The sequence below is a fragment of the Actinomadura meridiana genome (genome assembly GCF_039537545.1).
In the GTDB taxonomy this organism is placed as follows: domain Bacteria; phylum Actinomycetota; class Actinomycetes; order Streptosporangiales; family Streptosporangiaceae; genus Spirillospora; species Spirillospora meridiana.
Genome location: NZ_BAABAS010000002.1, coordinates 1 through 17,568 on the forward strand (window position 1 = coordinate 1; position 17,568 = coordinate 17,568).

The window sequence follows — 17,568 nt, forward strand, 5'->3', positions numbered from 1 at the left end:
GTGCGCGCCGCCGTCCGTGCGGCCCCGTGCGCGCCGCCGTCCGTGCGGCCCCGTGCGCGCCGCCGGGTAGAGATCGGGTGATTCGTCCGTGGAGTTACGTGGACTCGCAGTTGTAAGCGGGTGCGAGCATGACGGCGATGTGGTTAGTCAGCGCGATCAGGTTCAGGGGCTCGTCCTTCTCTTTCCCCCAGAACGCGAGAAGCGCGAGCTCGGGGATGTAGTAATGGCGGTGCTGGCCCGGATCGCGGATGACGCTGATGACTCCTCGCTCGGCCCATCGCCTGAGATTGGCCGCGCGGACTCCTGACAGATGTGCCGCGTCTTTGGCGCCGATCCACCCCCCGCCGCTTTCAAGGTGAAGGACAGCGATCTAGCCCCATCGCTCCCGCTGGTGCTGCTCCTCGGGACTCTGTAACGGCAACTTCCTCTACCCTTTCATCGTGTCGGTGGCCTGAATCCCACCCCTCCCCGTGTGCGCTGCCGTGCGTGCGGCACTACCGTTCGGTGTCCCGTCGCGCTTCGGTGAAGATGGTTTGGCCGCGCCGTGAGCATTGCAAAGTGAGTCGGATTCGTTCGGCGACGGCTGGGTGAAGCCATTCGTCCAAGGCGCCTTCGTTGCACCATTGGAACCCGATGATCTCGTGGCCGTTGGTTCTCATGTCTCTCGCCTGCTGGGGCGTGAGTTTGGCCGCGTAGTACAACAGGAGCCGGTCACCGGCGTGCGGCGCCCACGCTATGACCGACGGCGCAGGCGGAAGGTGCGGCGAGATACCTAACTCCTCGAGGATCTCGCGAGCGAGCCCGGTGGATGGCAGTTCGCCCTCGTGCACATACCCGCCGGGCAAGTGCCATCGCTTCTTGTAGGAGGGGTTCACTAGCAGGACGAATCCGCGTGGATCGATCAGTACCGCATGAGTCGCTGTTTGCGGCGCGGCGATGTCGGGCGTCATCGCGTTCAGTGCAGACGAGTACCGGCGATGATGCTTCGGGCGTTCTTGCGGGTCAGGCTCGCCGCGACGAAGGCGCCCAACTCGTATGCGTGATCGAGGGTGTCCCACTCGTGGGCGTAGGCGAACGTCGCACCGTCCCGGCTGAACACCATGCCAATGAGGCTCAGCTGGCCGTCGTCGGTTGTGTGACAGTGGCCAGCTATCGGACTGTTGCAGTGCCCTTGAAGTGCGTGCAGCATGGTCCGCTCGGCGAGGATATGGGTTCGGGTCTCGGCGTCGTCGATGACCTGGAGAAGCTCCACGAGTCCTTCGTCGGCCTTGCGGCACTGGACGCCGACGACTCCCGCCCCGATGGCCGGGCACATCTCCTCTGTGTTGAGAAGCTGCGAGATGCGGTGTTCCATGCCGACCTTGGCTAGGCCGCCTCCCGCCAAGACCAGCGCATCCACCTCTTGCTCTTCGTCGAGACGAGTCAGGCGCGGCACGACGTTGCCGCGAAACCGCTGGACGTTGAGGTGTGGCCGCTTTCGGAGGAGCTGAGCCTTGCGTCGGACGGAAGACGTTCCGATACGTCCTCCTGGTGGAAGATCGTCGAGGGTGCTGTACTTCGAGCCGTCGGGGAAGACCACAGCGTCGCGTACGTCGTCCCGTCGGAGGTAGGCGGCGAAGACGAACTCCTTCGGCAAAGGAACGTCGCCTGGGACGTCCTTCATGCAGTGCACGGCGGCGTCGATCTGACCCATCATCAAGGCCTTGTCGATCTCCTTCATGAACAGGCCCTTGCCGCCCAGCTCCGACAGGTCGCCCTTGTATCGGTCCGCCGAGGTCTCGATGGGGACGTACTCGACCTCCAACCCGGGTACGACGGCCGTGAGGGCGGCGATGGTGCGCCGGGCATAGGCGCGGGCGAGGTGGCTGGTGCGCCCACCGAGGCGTAGCGCCTCCGCGGGCAGCGCGTCTCGGAAGTAGGCGGTGGCCGGGGCCAGGGAGGTGCTCGACTCGGTGCGAACGACGGTCATTGTGAAGGCTTTCGGGACGTTGGGACGGTGGGCCGCGCATCACGGAGCGTATCCACGAGTGTCAGCGAGGCGTGGCTGACCACTCGTGAGGCTCCGGCACGTAGGAGCATGCAGTACTCCTCGGCAAGTAGCGCGGGTGGTAGGGCGGCGCACTCGCCAGAAACGGAGAAGGGCAATAGTGGTACGTCGGCCTTGGCATATAGGCCGTTGAGAATGTCGGTCGAGAACAGGGCGGGCTCGATCAGGAGCGAGTCGGCGCCTTCGGCCACCATCATCAGGCCGCGCTCAACGGCTGTGGCCGTAGGCCCTGTCATGGGGAGTTGGAAAGGCCGACGCGCCTGCTGGGGTCGGATGCCCATGGCTGCCCGGTATCTGCTGTAGAGACGCGAGTTCACGATTAGATGCGGCATGACGCGGACTTGATCGAACCCGGCGGCGTCGAGTGCGCTCCGGCACGCCGCGACCGAGCCGGGGATCATGGCGGCGGGGCCTATCACGTCGGCACCAGCCTTGGCTTGCCTCACAGCCTGGTGTTCCAGGGCCGCAATCGTCGCCGCTTGGTCGGGCAGGCCAGTTCGTCCAACGAGATGACATTCGCCGGTCGAGACGTACGCGCAGAGACATGTCTCTGTCATTACCTCCATATCCGGGCTCGTCGACTTGATGACTCGGATTGCACGTGACATCACCGAGTTGTTGGATGCGGCCCGTGTCCCTGTGGCGTCACGCCGATCGGTGGCAAAGACCTTCAGCGCGGTTATCCCGGCTGCGCGGACGCGTGCTGTAAGACATGGCAGTTGATCCAGGGAGTAGGTCGGTACGGAGCCGCCCGCCCTACCGTCTTCGCGGACGAGCACGACCATGGCCAGATGCTCCGTGGAGAGCTTCGGCGGTGGACCATTAAGCACGCGGTGCCTTCCTTTCCCTGAAGACTTGCTGAAGGACCGAACAGCGGGTGGACGTGATGGTGCCCCGGTGTCCGGATGGGTCCTGGAATTGCTGGCTCACGACGATTCCCAGGACGTGAGCTCCTTGAGAGGAGGCCCTGGCCTGATCTCCCGAGGCGTCCTCTTTTGTGTCCCGATCCCCGCCGCCTAGCAGGGATCGGGACACAGGACGCACGACGGATTGCTGGGGGCAGAATCCGCCGCCTTGCGCCCTCATCACGCGGGCCCACCCCTCCCGCGTGGTCATCCCCCTACTCGGATGGCTCCGGTAGGGAACTCGGCTCTGCCTCGTTGAACATGTCCGAGATCCTGTGGTGAACGGTGGCGCCGATCGCGTCCACCGTCCTCGGCGGCAGGCTGTGGTTTTCCAGCGCCTCACCGCACGCGGTGGCCACGCGTCCGACCAGCGCAAGGTGTTCGTCTATCGGGCGGTGCGCGTCCGTCACGACGCCGTCCCCTTCCTGCCAGATTGATGGGTCATCGCTGAGGAGGTCCTATCCAGGGACGCGCATGGCCTGAGACGTCCTGAGACAGCTCGCGACGTGGCTCAGTGCGTGGTCGAGGTGGTGGGCGACGGCTGCCGCCATGCTGGCCGTCTGTGGTGAACGACCTTCCGGCGACGTGCCTACCTGGCTGGCCTACACGGCGAGTTCCCCACAGGGCACCCATCAGAAGGCCGAACAGGAGGAAGGCGACGGCGACGATTCCGAAGGCGGCCGCCATGCGAACCAGGTCATCTGGACCGTTCGACGTGGTGAGTACACCGGTCGCGGTCACGGTCGACACGTGGAGTCCCGCATCACGAGTCGGTGACGGACTGCGCCGAGCGTCCCGGCGATGTCCTCAACACTGCCGATCGTCCCGTGGTCTGTTGTCCATGCGAAGAGCTGGAGCCCGTCGTGGAGGATCGCCGTCACTTCAGTTGTGTGTCCCGAGCGTGACTCGCTGATCCTGGCGGACATCTCGCCATCGGGGCAGATCAGATATGACTTCAGGTCGCCGGTGTCGTTTGCGGCGGCGGCGAGCTTGACGACGTGCTCCCGCCTTACCTCCGGATGGATCTTCGGGCGGGGGCCTTCGTTGGGTTCGGTGCCCATAGCCGTCATCACCTCCTGGGCAGATGTTTGTGTCACCAGCCACAAGCATGTGCCTTCTCGGGGTACCTTCGCTACGTTCGCGCAGCAAGCGCAACAGACGGAGGGTCACGCATGGGAAGTGGAGAGTCACCAGCGCCAGTCGGCACACTCTGGCAGCTCATAGCTATTCAAGTGCGTAGACACCGCCAAGAGCATGGGATCTCCGGAGAGGCACTGGGCAGGCTTCTGGATCTTGATCGGTCCACTGTTTCGCGTCTTGAGTCTTGGGATCGGCCAGGCGCGATCAAGCTTCAGGAGAAGCACGCCGTCAAGCTCGACGCGGAGTGGAAGACGGCGGGCCTCTTCGTGACCCTTGTCCGTTTCGCCAAGGAAGGTCACGACCGGGAGTGGTTCGCCACGCATCTGGAGATGGAAGCCAGGGCGACTGAGGAGCGCATTTGGGAAACCTCGTGGGTCCCTGGGCTCTTCCAAGTGGAGAGCTACGTCCGCGCGCTAGTCGAGTCGGCGGGTCTGCCGGATGTCGAGGATGAGGTGGCGGCCCGCATGAAGCGGCAGGAGATGCTCGACCGCACGCCCGTACCGCTCTTCTGGGTAGTCCTTCACGAGAACGTCATCACCGAGGAAGTTGGATCTCCGCAAGTGATGCGGGAGCAACTCGCGCGCCTCCTGGAACTCGCGGCGCGCCCGAAGATCTCTATTCGAATCGTCCCCCGGACGGTCGGCGCGCATGTCGGCCGGGACGGCGCATTCAAGATCATGACCGTGGACGGGACCGATTCGGCATACGTCGAAGCCGCCCAAGAAGGGCGACTAGTCCAGGACGCAACGGATGTACGCTCATACCGCGCACGGTTCGACCGCATCGGGGACGAGGCGCTTCCCGTGCGCGCATCGTTGGAATTGATCAAGCAGGTAATGGAGGGTCTTGCATGACTCCCGTATGGCGGAAGTCCACATACAGCGGTACAGGTGGCAGCCAGAGCGATTGCGTGGAAGTTGCGGCGCTCGCACGCAACATCGGCGTGCGGGACTCCAAGAACCCAGAAGGTCCAGGCGTTGCGCTCCCTCCTCAGACCTTCCGCGACCTAGTGGGCGCGATCAAGCGCGGCGACTACGACGTGCCCTAACGGGTGAACAACCGCCCCGATCACCACGTGTGGTCGGGGCTTTGAACTGTCCGCGCAGGGCTTCGGCACGTGTCCTATGGACGTCCTGGGTCGCCGAGGTTTGAGAGCGAGTGATGCGGTGGGACCTGCTGCGTTCGTGGCTTGGCCTGCCCGACCTTGAGGAGAGGACGGGTGGTGCCGAGCCAGTCATGCCGACGGTATGTTTCTACGCCGATGGCTGGGTGGCAGGTGGAGCAGCGGGCGGCGATCATTTGGCCGTGGCCGATGACGAGGCCGACGTGGCCTGGGGTGTTGGTGGAGGTGCCGGGGCCGGAGTTGAAGAAGACGAGGTCGCCGGGTTGGGCTTGGTTGTTGGGTATGCGGACGCCGAAGGGCCATTGGGCGAAGGTGGTTCGCGGGATGGTGAGTCCGGTGGCTCGGTAGGCGGCTTGGACGAGGCTGGAGCAGTCCCAGGCGTTGGGGCCAGTGGCGCCGAAGACGTAGGGCTTGCCGCGTTGGGCCATGGCGAAGGCGATGATTTGCGCGATCGTGGCGTTAGGCGCGGTGATGGCGGCGACCTCGGCGCACTCGGCTGGGGGTGCGGTCGCGGTGCTCTCGGTGGTTAGCGCTGTCTTGTACTTGTGGGCGCGGTTGAGGACGTTGTCGACGTAGGTGCTGCTGTGGTTGTAGGCGAAGAGGGCTGCGCGCATCCGGGGCGGGGCGCCGTTGTGGCGGAGGTAGTTGGCGGCTGCGGGGATGGCGTCGGCTGGCTTGTAGCGGTCCTTTCTGCCGTCGTGGTCTCCGTCGACGCCGAAGGCGGTCCAGGTTCCGGGTAGGAACTGCATCGGGCCGCCAGCTCCGGCGTGGTTGGCGCCGGAGTGGACGCCTGGTGCGTTGGAGCGTCCGTGGTCGGACTCGATGGATCCGACGGCCGCGAGGATCTCCCAGGGGATGCCGTAGTCGGTTGCGGCCTTGCGGTAGAGGGTGAGGTAGGTGGCCGGGATTCCGGCGACTGGTGGTCCGCTGGCCTGTGGCGCGCATGCGTCGGAGGTGGGCGCCAAGCCGGTGACGGCGCCGATGAGGACGACCGCCAGGACCACGAGGGCGACCAGGAGCGCGATTATCGGCAACCGGTGTCCCCCGTCCTGGAGGTGCGGGTTGTGGACGGTGCCGGTGGTGTGTTGGTCAGTTCGGTCAATCGGCGGCGGGGGCCGTCGTTTCCTGCCGGGAGCCAGACGGGCCCGGCGGGGCCGCCCGTAGCGTCGGCGGGGGTGTGGACGGCCGTGGCGACCGGTACTGGTGGTGTTCCCAGCAGGGCGCGGAGGTGGGTTTCGCGGCGGGTGTTGGGTAGCCAGAACAGGACTGGGGTGGTTATGCCGGTGGCCTCGGCGAGGGCTTGGTAGCCGTTGAGTTTGGCGGCGACTTTGGCGAGGGTGACGCTTCCGGTGTCGTGTTCGAGGAAGAAGTCGATCGTTGTCGGGGCCGGGCTCGCGGGGGTGGTTTCGGTCCATCGGCCGTAGGCGTCGGGGCGGGCGAGGTCTCCCCATAGTTGGGTGCAGCGCCGTTCGGGCCACCATTTGTCGAGGCGGGTGCCGGGTGTGCGGCGGGCGTGGGCGTGGAGTTGGGTGAAGAACTCGTTGACGCCGACCTGGTGGGCCAGGTGCCGGGAATGGCTGATCTGGAGTGCGGTGCTGCGGCGGTAGCCGAGGCCGGAAAGGGTGGTGTCGCGGTGGGCGGCCAGGTGCTGGGCGCCCAGGGGGCCGAGGACCCAGTGGTAGGGCGCTGCTCCGGCCGGAACCCAGGGTTGGAAGCGTTCGAGTGCTTTGAGGCGGAACAGTTGCAGGAGACGGTCACGGGCCTTGCCGGGTGTGGTGAAGAAGATCGTTGCAAGTTGGTGTGTGGTGAGCACGCGGTGTTCCCAGACCAGCCCCAGGAGTGCTCGGTCGCGGTCGGTGAGGCGTGCGCGTAGTTCGAGGAAGAGTTCGGGTGTCGCCCTTCTTGGTGTGCTGGGCGTCTGCCGGTGACGGATCGTGTTCTTCAACGCGGCTGGTCCTCCTTGGCGGTGGGGTGCTCGGCGCGCGGGTCGCCTGATACGGGTTGGGCCCTGCCGGTGCTGGCCTTGGTTGTCGTCACGCGGGGTGTGAAGCGCTGGCGCGAGGCGGCGCGAATGCGGTCCGCGCGGCCGGGGATCGGCTCGTGCAGGGGGCGGGTGCGGAAGGTGAAGGCTTGGGTGGGTTGGCCTGCGGCGACGAGGCGTCCGGTGGCTTGGTAGGCGCCGAGGTGGGCGAGGTCGTGTGCGGACAGGACGGGGCCGACGTGGCGGGCGAGGTCTGCGGCATCTTCGGGTGATGCGGCGAAGTAGATCTTGTTGCGGGCGTCGGCGGAGACCGCGTCGCGGAGGTCTTTGGGCAGTTGGGACAGGTGCTGGTGGGCCAGGACGAGGGAGAGCCGGTAGCCGCGGGCCTCGGCCAAGATGTCGGAGACTGAGCCGGGCAGGTTGAGGAAGTTGTGGCACTCGTCGATGAAGGCGGCCGAGTCAGGGCGTTCGTTCTCGGGCAGTGCGGCGCGGCGGGTGATGCCTTGCCAGGTGTGGGCGAGCAGGAGCGAGCCCATGAGGCGGGCAGCGTCCTCCCCCAGGACGCCTTTGGGAAGCCGGGCTAGAACGAGGCCGCCGTGGTCGAGATGGCGGGCCAGGTCGACGGTTGAGCCGGTCGCCGAGAGGGCCTGATGGACGAAGGGGCGGAGCAGGACGGCGCGGAGCTTGTTCATGACGGGGCCGATCGCTGCTGATCTTCCGGCCGGTGACAGTTCGTCGTATCCGGCCCAGAAGCCGCGTAGGAGATCGTCGGAGAGCCGTCCGACTACGCGAGCCCGGAAGGCCGAGTCAGTGAGGAGCTGCGGGACCTGGGCGAGGGTGGCGCGGGAGCCGTGGGCGTGCATGAGGCTCAGGCAGGCCGAGCGCAACAGGTCATCCAGGCGCGGACCCCAGGACGAGCGGAAGCAGCGGTGGAAGATCGACACGACCGAGTCCACCGCGAACGCCGGATCAGGGCCGGACAGGACTCCGACCGAGGGAGGCGGTGCCGGGTCGGACGGGTCGAACACCACTGTCCGGCCCGCCATGCGGCTGGGGAGCCGGTTGAGAACATCGGCGATCAGATCGCCTTTGGGATCGATGACCAGGGCGCCTCGCCCGTCGTGCGCGTCGGCCAGGACGAGGGAGGCCAGGAGGGTGGATTTGCCGACACCGGTCTGTCCCAGCACGTGGACATGTTGCCGCGCCCCGACGATCGGAAGTGCGACGGGGCGCGGGTGGCCCGCGTCGGCGTCGCCCAGCAGGCGCGCGGGTCCGGTGACGGCGTCTGGACCGGTGGGCACGTCGGGAGACGGTGCGACCGGGCGGGCGCCTGCGCGGATGATGGCGGGCGCGTCCGGATCCAGGGGCAGGTGCGCGAGCGCTGCCAACTCGGCGGTGCCCAGCAGGTAGCCGCGGCCCAGCCGCCGCTCGTCCAGGGCGAGGGCGGCGTCCGGTAGTCGGCGGCGGCGAAGGTGCTGGTGGCCGGAGGCGTATAGCGCGGCGACGGAGGCGAGGGCATGGGCTCGTCCGCGTAGCCAGTCCCGCGAACGGTCGGTGTCGGGCGCGGCTACGGCGTATCGGATGTCGACCGCGAAGCGCGGCTGTGTTGCCTTGGCCAGGATCGCGCGGACCTGCTCGGCGCGTTCGGGGTGTGTGCTCGCTTGGAACTGGGGTGACCGGTGGCCACGTGGCCTGGTACCGGCCCCCGGGGTGATGAGGTCGAACAACAGGCCCCGCGAGGATGCGGGGTTTCCGCCCTTGAGCGCGGCGGCCACGCGGTGGGCTCGTGCGAGGCGGCGGCCGGTGACGGGGCGGGCGAGGATCTGGAGCGCGGCGTGCTGCCCTTGGTCGAGTCCGGACACCGCGCCGAGGAGTGAACGGATCGGGTCGGTGTGGTGATCGGTCTTCAACGGGTGCGCGTCGTTGCGTGACAGCACAAGACGGCCTCCGATCGCCGCCAAGTCCAGCGGGACGGGAGATGTTGCGGGGCGGGTTGTGGTGGTGGCTCCTGGCCAGGCGGCCCGGATGGTCTCCTCAACCATCCCTGGCGGAATGGCCCCGGGAACCCAGACTTGGACGCGTACTCCGGCGGCGTCCGCGACGTACTCGAAGGCCAGGTGGGGTTGGCCGACCAGCCAGCGTTTCCACGCCGGGGCGAGCAGGCCGGTTTGGTGGGCCCACCACGCGGGGGCGCTCGCCGGGTCGACCTGCGGTGGCACAGACACCGTGACCAGGCGGGCGTCGCGCGCGAACCGTTTGGCCTGCCAGCGCCACAGCACACCACGCGCGGCCCGGAACACCACGGCGGCGGCTCCCACCCCGAGGACGACGACCGGGCCGTCATGGGCGGCGAGCGCCGGAATGTGCCGCGTCTGGTCGAAGATGTGCGTCCAGCGCGGGACGTCATCGAGCGCGATCACAGCGGGCCGCTCTCCCCGTCGTGCTGGTCGAGCAGCTCAGCGGGATCGGAGGTGATGACCTTGTGTTCGGCGGGTGAGGAGATGGCGGCGAAGGCCGCCCTGTCACCGGTGTTGCCGCCACACAACAGACCCTCGCCGCGCTCGGCCGACAGCAGGAACGCGCGCTCGCCCTCCGACAGGCCGAACGCCTCACCGACTGCGCTGATCGCCTGGGGTGCTTGGCGGAGCAGGATCTGGGTCGCGGAGTTGGCGACCACGGCGCGGCCGAGGTCGGAGGCGAGCAGGTCGGCGGCGTCCTGGGTGACGACGGTCAGTCCGGCCCAGTGTTTGCGGGCGGACTTGGCGAGCCGGTAGAGGAACCGGGCGCCTTCGGCTTCCTTCATCAGCATCCACGCCTCGTCGACGATGACCAGGCGGGGACGCCGGTCGGCGGGGTTGGCGACCTTGCGCCAGATCGCGTCCAGCGCCAGCAGCACCCCGACCGACTTGACCTCCTCGGGCAGATCCCGCAGCGAGAACACCACCAGATGCCCGTCCGGCCGCGTCGTCGTCGCCTGCGCGAACAGCTCCTTGTAGGAACCGGTGACGTACGGGATGAGGCGGTCGGCGATCGCCTCGCCCTCCGGGTGCGAACTGATCGACAGATGTTCCACGAGATCGGCCAGGAGCGGAGCCGGACGCGACCACGTCGACGGGGCGGAGTTGATCCCCTTGGCCGCGTAGGCCGCCAGCACCGCACGGTCCAGGACGGGCCGCGCGGACGACTTCAACGGCTCGCCGAGCATGGCGGCGACCAGCGTCTGGACGAACAGCGCCCGCCGAATCAAGGTGTCGTCGCCTTGGTCGACGGGCAGGTCGAACGGGTTGAATGCGACTCCGTGCGCGCCGAGGCCGAGGTGGGCGCCGCCGGTGGTCTCGGCCAGGGCCCGGTACTCGTCTTCCGGGTCGATCACCGAAACCTCAACACCGTGGTACAGCATGCGCAGCGCTTCGAGCTTGGTGAAGTAGCTCTTGCCCGCACCCGACCGGGCCAGGACGACGGAGTTGTGGTTGTCCTGGGCGAACCGATCCCACACCACCACCCCGGAACTGGCGACGTTCACGCCGTAGAGCACGCCGGTCGATCCGGCGGGCGCGTCCAGGTCGGGGGAGGCGAACGGGAACGAGGCGGCCAACGCCTGGGTGTCGAAGGTCCGGCGTTGCCGGATCGCGTCGGCGCCGAGCGGGAGACTGGTCGTCCAGCCTTGCAGCGCGCAGAAGGTGGTGGGCTGGGCGTCCAGGAGCAGTGAAGCGGCCAATGCTCGTACCTGCTGGACCTCGCCTTGTAGTTCTGCGGCGTCCAAGGCGTGGACGGTGAGGTAGAGCCCGACACGGAACAAGCGGCCGTCGCCGCGGGCCAGCGAGGAAGCCAGCTCGGCTGCGTCGTCGGCGGCGGCCTCGGCGTTGAAGTCGGCCAGGCGTCCCGCCTCGGCGTTCGCGCGTGCACTGGACTCCAGCCGCGCCAACTGCCGCCGGAGACGTTGCGCGGCGACCATCGGCGGGATCGGCTCGATGTGCATGGAGACGTCCAGGCGGCCGGGGTAGGTGAGCAGCGGCTCCAGCCAGCCCGCGCCGACCTCGCGCGGATACCCGGCGACCGCGAACGACGCGCAGCACCCGTCCGGCAGATCCAGCGACGAGGCGTTGATCCGCAGCGCGGACGGCCCGAGCAGATCGCCCGGGTCAGCAGACCTCTCCTCGCCGGTGTCCCGGCCCGGGGACGGAACGGTGCCGGTTATGCGGGAGAGGGCCGCGCGGGCCAGTGAAAGGCGAGTCGTCGTCATCGGATCTCCACGTGGGCTTTGGTGTAGCCGCCCGCGCGGACGGTCGCGGTCAGGACCCTGGCGAGGTTGTCGCGGTCGAGACTGGTCAGCGCGGAGGCGGGGAGCGATCCGCCGGTCGCCAGCGCGCCGGCGATGTGCAGGACGGCGGCCTCGCCGGACGAGCACGCCAGCCGCCCGAACTTCAGGGCGGTGGCGGCGCCAGTCCAGTTCACCCATGCCGGGATGGGCTCGTCGGTGCCTGGTGGGGTGGTGTCGGTGTGGATGAGGCGGTCGCGGAAGTCGGCGCGGGTGAGCCAGAACCGGTGCGCTATCAGCAACTCGACAGCGGCGAGTTCCGCGCAGCACCCCTGGGCTGTCATGCGGAGCCCCGCGACGAGACTGGACAGGTCAAACTGCTGGGACTGGGTCATGACTGGCGCCCCTCGGTCGGATGGTCGCTGGTGATGGGTCGCTCGAAGTCCGAAGAGGGGACGGGACGCGCCTGGCTGGGCGATAGCGCTTCGGACAGGACACGGACGCACTCGTCGGCGTCCAGAACGTGGGCGGTGATCCCGAAACTGGTCAGGGCGCGGACGGTGTCGATGGCGCGGCGCGCGACGATCGAGGCGCTGGCCTCGCGTGCCCGGCCTCGGCGCCCGGTGCCAGGTGTTGCGGGTATGGGCTGGTCGCGTAGGACGATCAGCACCTCACGCATCAGCAGGTTCCGGGACGCTCCCAGTTCATCGAGGTAGGCGGCGTGCCCCTCGGCGGCTTGGCGCAGCGCGGGATGCGGCAGATCTCGCGCGGCCTCGGCTACCCGGTCGGTGAGTTCGGTCAGGTCGACGGGCCGTGCCTGCACAACGATCTGCACCGGGGATTCCAGGGAGTTGAGCCACCTGCCGAAGGACCCGACGAGCGCGGTCTGCTCGGCGGCGGTGCGGAGTCCGAGCGAGATGGTTCCCGCCCGGACGAGCGCGGCCGTCGCGCCTGCGTCCAGGTCCATGACGCCGTCCTGCCGGATGGCGCGGACCGGGAACCGCAATGGTCCGGGGAGTCTTCCGCGTACTTGGCACCACGCCGGTGGTCCGGGCACTCCCTCGGGCGCGGACACCAGCGTCCGGCGGCGCCGCAGATGATCGAGGGCGGCCAGCGCGAACCGGTCCAGGCCCATGCCGTCGCGGCGGCCGAGTGCCATCGAGCAACCGGCCGCCACCAGCGGGAAGCACACTCCGATGACGATCGGGACCGGCACGACCGGCGCGGCCGCCATGAAGACCGCCACCGTCACGGCGGCGGTCGCGCCGAGGATGGCGACCTGACGGCCGGTGAGCCCGTACATGATCTTGTCGGGTTGTTCGATGTCAGCGGGGATACGCGCCGACATCGGCTCATACTCGTCGTTCATCGGTTTCTCCTGCCGTAACGGCGCCGGTGGGGCGGATCGAGGCGCACGACCGCCGGCGGTGCCGGGCGGCGCGGCCTGTCGGCACGCCGGTACGGGCGGGCCGGTTGCTGCGGCGGTCCGGGCGGCCGTGCGCGACCGTCGCCGGTGGGTCGGCCTGGTAGGCCGGACGGGTGGGGCCGCGTGTCCGCCCGTGGGGCCGCGTCGTGACCGCGCCCGTGGGACGGGCCGGTGCCCGCGCGTCCTGCCGTGTGCGCGCCGGTGCGGGGCGCCGGGTTGGGCGTGTGGCGCGGCCCATGTCGACGGTCTGGGCCGTGCCGTCCGCCGGAACCGCCACCGTGCGCGTTGGACTGGCCGGGCTGCGGACCAGGCCCGCCGTTGGGGCCGCCGTGGGGGCCGTGGCGTTGTCGGCCTCCTCCGCCGGGGCCTGGGCCGGGGCGTCTGGCTCTCGCGCTCGCGTGCGCGGTGCGCGAGTTGCTTCCACCGCGGGCTCGGCGGGACGCGCTGGTGACGGCGCCGAGCACCTTGTAGAGGATGAGGGTCTTGACGAGTTGGCGCAGCGTGCGCGACTGCGCGGACTGCCACACCGTTCGCGCGACCCAGCGGGGAATGCGGATCAAGATGAACAGCAGCGCGATGATCAGCAGGAGGTCGACCAGATCGGCCTGCTTGGTGGGGAGCCCGACGAAGAACTGGTCGGTGTCGCCGTCCTGGGACAACAGCAGTCGCAGCGCGGTGATGAACACAAACGATTGACAGACCTGGATCGCCAGCGTTCCGGATATCCCTCGCCACCACAGCCGGGCCAGCCCGTCGGTGAGAGGCAGAGCGTGAAACATCAACGCGACCGGGGCCAGTCCGACTAGGACCATGGTGATCGCCAGCCGCATCACGTACTGGAACAGCAGGATCGTCGCGAGGACGACGGTGATCAGAGAGACGATGGTGTAGAACGCGCCGCCGGTGTTGATGGAGGCTTCGATGCCTCCGGCGAGCACCCCTCCGGCCTGGTCGGGGTCGATCTTGTCGGTGCCGTTCATCAGGATCGCTGAAGCGAGCCCGTTCACGAACTGGATTCCGTAGCCGATCCATACGAGGCTGGTGTTCATGGCGATGAACGCCAGCACCATGCGCGGGATGATCTGACTCGGTGACGTCTCGCCCGTGATGGTCTGACCGGCCATCAACATCACACCGGCGAAGGTCACCAGCAGCACGAAGCAGGTGTCGGCGATCACCAGCGAAGTGCCCCAGATCTGCTCGGCCCGCTTCATCGGCCCAGACCCGATCTCCGGCGTCGCGAACTGTGTCGCGGCCAAAGTGCCCATCACCGGCTCCAGAGCGCCGCTGGCCAGCGTCTGGAACCAGCCGGTAATCGCCTCCCTCGCCTTACAACCGAGGTCGGCCCACCCGCAGCCGTCCTCGTCGTCGTCTCCGGTCGAGGTTCCGCCACCAGGACCATCGGGCGCGGTGGACGGAACCACGCTCGGGGAAGCCGAAGGCGCGACCGGCGCCGCTGGAGGTGAGGTGAGGCTCGGTGTCGCGGACGGCTGGGGCGGGGGTGGTGGCTCGGCCGCTCCGGCGAGCCGGGCCAGGCCCACCATGCAGGCCCCCGCCACCAGGACGACACCGAACACGACCGCCACACGCGAACCGTTCATGGGGAAGGCGCGCACGTTTCAGGTCCCGACGATGTATTGCAGGACGTGCACCAGCACCGGGGCCATGGCCGCGATGCCGTACCCGATGGCGGCGTTGCGCAGGGTGCGTTTACCGGCCTCGGCCTCGCCGGGATCGCCCCCGGCCAGCAGGTAGCGGACACCGCCGATGGTGGCGAACAGCGTGGCCAGCGCGACTAGCAGACCGACGATGACGTTGCGGAGATTGCCGATCACCCGCTCAAGCCGGGGATCACCCGCCAACACGGCGGGACCGTCACCGGCCTGGGCCATCGAGGTCAGCGTGACCGTCACCACCGCGACGGACAGCAGCACACCGATACAGCCGACCAGTACAGCGACGATCACACGGGCCCTGCTCACACGGGCCTGGCGGCACGGTGAGCGAGGCAGAAACAGATCAGACGGCGGGCGGGTGCTCAACGGTGAGCCTCCAAGCACGGACACGATGCGGCGGATGGTGCGTGAACGCGGAGCGCGAGTAGCGCCAGGAGAGGGAAACCCGGGGAAGACGGAGCGGGGCCTTGCGGGTGTCCTCCTTCGAGGGCACTGGGCGGATGGTCGGACGGTGGGGACCGGGTGAACATCCGGCCCCGCGCCCGTCTTGGCCCCCGGGTTCCTCTCTCACTAAGGAAGAGACAGCTCAGACCCCGGTTGTGGACATCAGGTGCTCGAAGTCGTCGCGCAGACCGCCGTCGCACATCGCTTCGACCAGCCGCATCTCGGCCCGCCGTCGCCGCTTCATCAGCGCGTCATACGACGCCCCCATACGCTCGGCCAGAACGGCGGGAGACGCGCGCTCCAGCCGGGTGACCGCGATGATCTCGGCCTCTTCTGCCGTGATCACGCCCTGCCGGACCGCCGCGTCCAGCAGCAGTTCGGGGTTCCCTCCCGCCGAGTCCACCGCCGGGTCGAGCGCGGCCATGACCGACGGGTCGACGTAGACGGTCCGCGTCTTCGCGTGACATGCACGCTCCACGGCCTTGACCGACTGCGACACCAACCGCCGCGCGATGCGCGGCTGGTCCAGATCGACGCGCTGTAGCGCGTGGAAGAACGCCGCCAGCAAATCACCCGCAACGTTCGCGGTACCGCCCTTGGCGCCGGTGTCCAGGTGGGCGAGACGGTCACGAACGGCTGCCTTCAACCCGGGCAACGCCACCCCCACGCACCCGACGACCCAGGCCGAGCCGTCGCGGCGGGCCCGCGTGACCAGCTCCCTCCACACCAGGTCGCGGGTCTGGTACGCGGTCGCCGGGTGCAGCAGGATCGCCCGCAGCTCATCGAGCCTGATCAGCCGCGCGGGCAACCCGTGCCCGAGCGCCGCGCCATCCACTGACAACGCGCCCGGCCCCCGCGTCAACGCGGCGAAACTCCTTTCCGCGACGTCCAGGGCGTGCCCGCTCCCGGTGGCGGCGCGGCGGGGCCGCTTCCCGAGGGACTGGACCGAACGGGTGCGTGACCGCGACACCTCGCCGGTTCGCGGGCGGCTGATCGGACGGACGGCGCCGCTGGTGAGGCTGACGTTGGTGACGGTGTGCATGTGGACCCCCGAGTGGTCGGTTCCGGATCGGACGCCGACATCACCTCAGAGGCCATGTGCAGATCATGAACACATCCCAGGCGCGCACCGTGTGCAGCCGCATACACGGATCTGCTCACGATCTGCTCAAAATCGCTGTGACCAGCCAGAACACGAAGTGTTCACCATGAGCACGCCGTGACAGGCTCGGCCGGTCAAGCCCGAACATGTGCTTATAACCGCTCTGACCTGCGTGAACACGGAGGCGGAGGTGGACGCGCAAAGGAAGATCAAAACCGTGAAGCGGTCTCCCGCGTACCACCTCACAGCTGGGATGTCCCTCCGGCGGCCGCCGTGTTCACGGCGGCTCGAATTCCCGCTGTCGCGCCTTCCCGTCGCGCGACCTTCGCCGGTGCGGCCGGACCGTGCGAGCGGTGAGAGACCTTTCGTTTGTCCAAGTCGTCGATGCGGTGGGTCTGTTACTTAGTGAGACAGGGGACCGGGTGGCCATCACGGGTCACCCACCATGAACAGCATCAATGGACCGGCTCCGACACCCGCCACCCGCGCGCGGCACCTGTTGCCGCTGACCGTCTGGCTCTGCCCCGACGACACCACCAGCCCACCAGCCCGACCCACCGTCCAGCCACGCCAGACACCAGACCGCCGCGCCGCGCTCACCAAGATCTGCGACCGGCACCGCACGAGCATCAACACCACCCTTGCCCGCCACATCATCAGCGCCACCACCGGCGAAGGTGACGTGATCACCGAAGCGTTCACCACCAACCACGCCATCCTGAGCGCCGCCGCCCAACTCGATCGCCGTGCCCTGGCGTGTGTCCCGCATCCGCCGATGGCCCAGTACATCGGCGCGCAACTGCGCGCCACACTGCCCCAAGAGTTCCTCGGCCGGGTGCAGATGCGGCCGTGCCGCGCCGACCAGATGCACCGGGGCGTCGCCGACCACCTCGGCCGGGTCTCGCTCGTGATCGCGGCCCCACCGATACCCCGAGCGGCGAGCGCCCGGACCGGGCCCAGAACCGCGAGCGCCCCGGGCGGATGCCCGGCCTGTTTGTCCGATGTCCTGGCCAACACCGCCTTCCAGACCCGCTCGTTCCTGCCCGCCGCCTACCGGATCCTGCGGCCGGGCGGGCACTTGGCGGTCGTCACCACCGCCAGACACCTCAACGGGCGGCTCGTCGATCCCGCTCCGGAGATCATCCGGCAGGCCCGCGCGGCCGGGTTCCGGTACAGCCAGCACGTCATCGCCGTCCGCGTCCCCGTCGAAGGAGACACACTCCTGGTCCAGGCCAGCCCCGTCAGCATCGGGCAACTCCGCGACGTCCGGTCCCGGGCACTGCCCCCAGCGGCCCGCGTCCACGCCGACGTCTGCCTCCTGACTCGACCGGGCGACACCAGCCGGGGAGGTAACCGATGACCGTGAACAGCCACACCGAACCCCGACCGTTCACCTCGGTGCTGCTCACCGGGCAGCAGCCCTCACGCATCCAGCGCAAAGGCCGCTACACGCCCGAGTCGATGGC

Annotated in this window: 18 protein-coding genes; 3 read left to right on the top strand and 15 right to left on the bottom strand. The window is 68.5% G+C overall.

Annotated features, from left to right (window positions below; genetic code table 11):
- Positions 1-94: 94 nt before the first annotated feature.
- The 6 genes from ABD808_RS38415 to ABD808_RS01515 form a co-directional block, all read right to left on the bottom strand.
- On the bottom strand, positions 95-370 hold the full coding sequence (locus ABD808_RS38415; RefSeq protein ID WP_425548872.1) for a MerR family DNA-binding transcriptional regulator: 276 nt from the start codon (positions 368-370) through the stop codon (positions 95-97).
- 124 nt (positions 371-494) lie between these two features.
- Entirely contained in the window at positions 495-950 is a 456-nt protein-coding gene (locus ABD808_RS01495; protein ID WP_344888339.1) for an NUDIX domain-containing protein, read from the bottom strand.
- 5 nt (positions 951-955) lie between these two features.
- Positions 956-1,969, bottom strand: a complete 1,014-nt coding sequence (gene hemC, locus ABD808_RS01500) for a hydroxymethylbilane synthase (protein ID WP_344888342.1) — start codon at positions 1,967-1,969, stop codon at positions 956-958.
- Complete coding sequence (locus tag ABD808_RS01505; RefSeq protein ID WP_344888345.1) at positions 1,966-2,832, bottom strand: hypothetical protein; 867 nt, start codon at positions 2,830-2,832, stop codon at positions 1,966-1,968. Before ABD808_RS01505 ends, hemC begins: the two co-directional genes overlap by 4 nt.
- Before the next feature lie 335 nt (positions 2,833-3,167).
- Positions 3,168-3,362, bottom strand: coding sequence for a hypothetical protein (locus ABD808_RS01510; RefSeq protein ID WP_344888348.1), 195 nt, complete (start codon positions 3,360-3,362; stop codon positions 3,168-3,170).
- 327 nt (positions 3,363-3,689) lie between these two features.
- Positions 3,690-4,013 carry a hypothetical protein gene (locus ABD808_RS01515; RefSeq protein ID WP_344888351.1) on the bottom strand — a complete coding sequence of 108 codons (324 nt, stop codon included), beginning with the start codon at positions 4,011-4,013 and terminating at the stop codon, positions 3,690-3,692.
- A 111-nt stretch (positions 4,014-4,124) separates the two neighbouring features.
- Between ABD808_RS01515 and ABD808_RS01520 the strand changes: the two genes are divergently transcribed.
- A complete protein-coding gene (locus ABD808_RS01520) occupies positions 4,125-4,946 on the top strand; it encodes a Scr1 family TA system antitoxin-like transcriptional regulator (RefSeq protein WP_344888354.1) in 822 nt (273 codons plus the stop codon).
- Entirely contained in the window at positions 4,943-5,140 is a 198-nt protein-coding gene (locus ABD808_RS01525) for a DUF397 domain-containing protein (RefSeq protein WP_344888357.1), read from the top strand. The genes ABD808_RS01520 and ABD808_RS01525 overlap by 4 nt, the downstream gene beginning before the upstream one ends.
- A 74-nt stretch (positions 5,141-5,214) precedes the next feature.
- Here ABD808_RS01525 and ABD808_RS01530 read toward each other — a convergent pair whose 3' ends face one another.
- The 9 genes from ABD808_RS01530 to ABD808_RS01570 all read right to left on the bottom strand — a co-directional run bounded on the left by ABD808_RS01530 (position 5,215) and on the right by ABD808_RS01570 (position 16,042).
- Positions 5,215-6,249: a C40 family peptidase gene (locus ABD808_RS01530; RefSeq protein ID WP_344888360.1), complete on the bottom strand. Its 1,035-nt coding sequence runs from the start codon at positions 6,247-6,249 to the stop codon at positions 5,215-5,217.
- Positions 6,240-7,160: a replication-relaxation family protein gene (locus ABD808_RS01535; protein WP_344888363.1), complete on the bottom strand. Its 921-nt coding sequence runs from the start codon at positions 7,158-7,160 to the stop codon at positions 6,240-6,242. Before ABD808_RS01535 ends, ABD808_RS01530 begins: the two co-directional genes overlap by 10 nt.
- Positions 7,157-9,616 (bottom strand): type IV secretory system conjugative DNA transfer family protein, encoded by a 2,460-nt coding sequence (locus ABD808_RS01540; RefSeq protein ID WP_344888366.1) that lies wholly within the window; start codon positions 9,614-9,616, stop codon positions 7,157-7,159. Before ABD808_RS01540 ends, ABD808_RS01535 begins: the two co-directional genes overlap by 4 nt.
- Positions 9,613-11,439 carry a VirB4 family type IV secretion system protein gene (locus ABD808_RS01545; RefSeq protein ID WP_344888369.1) on the bottom strand — a complete coding sequence of 609 codons (1,827 nt, stop codon included), beginning with the start codon at positions 11,437-11,439 and terminating at the stop codon, positions 9,613-9,615. Before ABD808_RS01545 ends, ABD808_RS01540 begins: the two co-directional genes overlap by 4 nt.
- Positions 11,436-11,849, bottom strand: coding sequence for a hypothetical protein (locus ABD808_RS01550; protein ID WP_344888372.1), 414 nt, complete (start codon positions 11,847-11,849; stop codon positions 11,436-11,438). Before ABD808_RS01550 ends, ABD808_RS01545 begins: the two co-directional genes overlap by 4 nt.
- A complete protein-coding gene (locus ABD808_RS01555; protein WP_344888374.1) occupies positions 11,846-12,823 on the bottom strand; it encodes a PrgI family protein in 978 nt (325 codons plus the stop codon). The genes ABD808_RS01550 and ABD808_RS01555 overlap by 4 nt, the downstream gene beginning before the upstream one ends.
- On the bottom strand, positions 12,820-14,496 hold the full coding sequence (locus ABD808_RS01560; protein ID WP_344888377.1) for a TrbL/VirB6 family protein: 1,677 nt from the start codon (positions 14,494-14,496) through the stop codon (positions 12,820-12,822). The genes ABD808_RS01555 and ABD808_RS01560 overlap by 4 nt, the downstream gene beginning before the upstream one ends.
- A gap of 3 nt (positions 14,497-14,499) precedes the next feature.
- Positions 14,500-14,847 (bottom strand): pilin, encoded by a 348-nt coding sequence (locus tag ABD808_RS01565; protein WP_344888380.1) that lies wholly within the window; start codon positions 14,845-14,847, stop codon positions 14,500-14,502.
- 295 nt (positions 14,848-15,142) lie between these two features.
- The gene (locus ABD808_RS01570; RefSeq protein ID WP_344888383.1) at positions 15,143-16,042 is read right to left on the bottom strand and encodes a hypothetical protein; all 900 of its coding nucleotides are present in this window, start codon (positions 16,040-16,042) and stop codon (positions 15,143-15,145) included.
- Between the two features lie 505 nt (positions 16,043-16,547).
- Here ABD808_RS01570 and ABD808_RS01575 point away from each other — a divergent pair.
- The gene (locus tag ABD808_RS01575; RefSeq protein ID WP_344888386.1) at positions 16,548-17,462 is read left to right on the top strand and encodes a hypothetical protein; all 915 of its coding nucleotides are present in this window, start codon (positions 16,548-16,550) and stop codon (positions 17,460-17,462) included.
- The last annotated feature ends 106 nt before the right edge of the window (positions 17,463-17,568 follow it).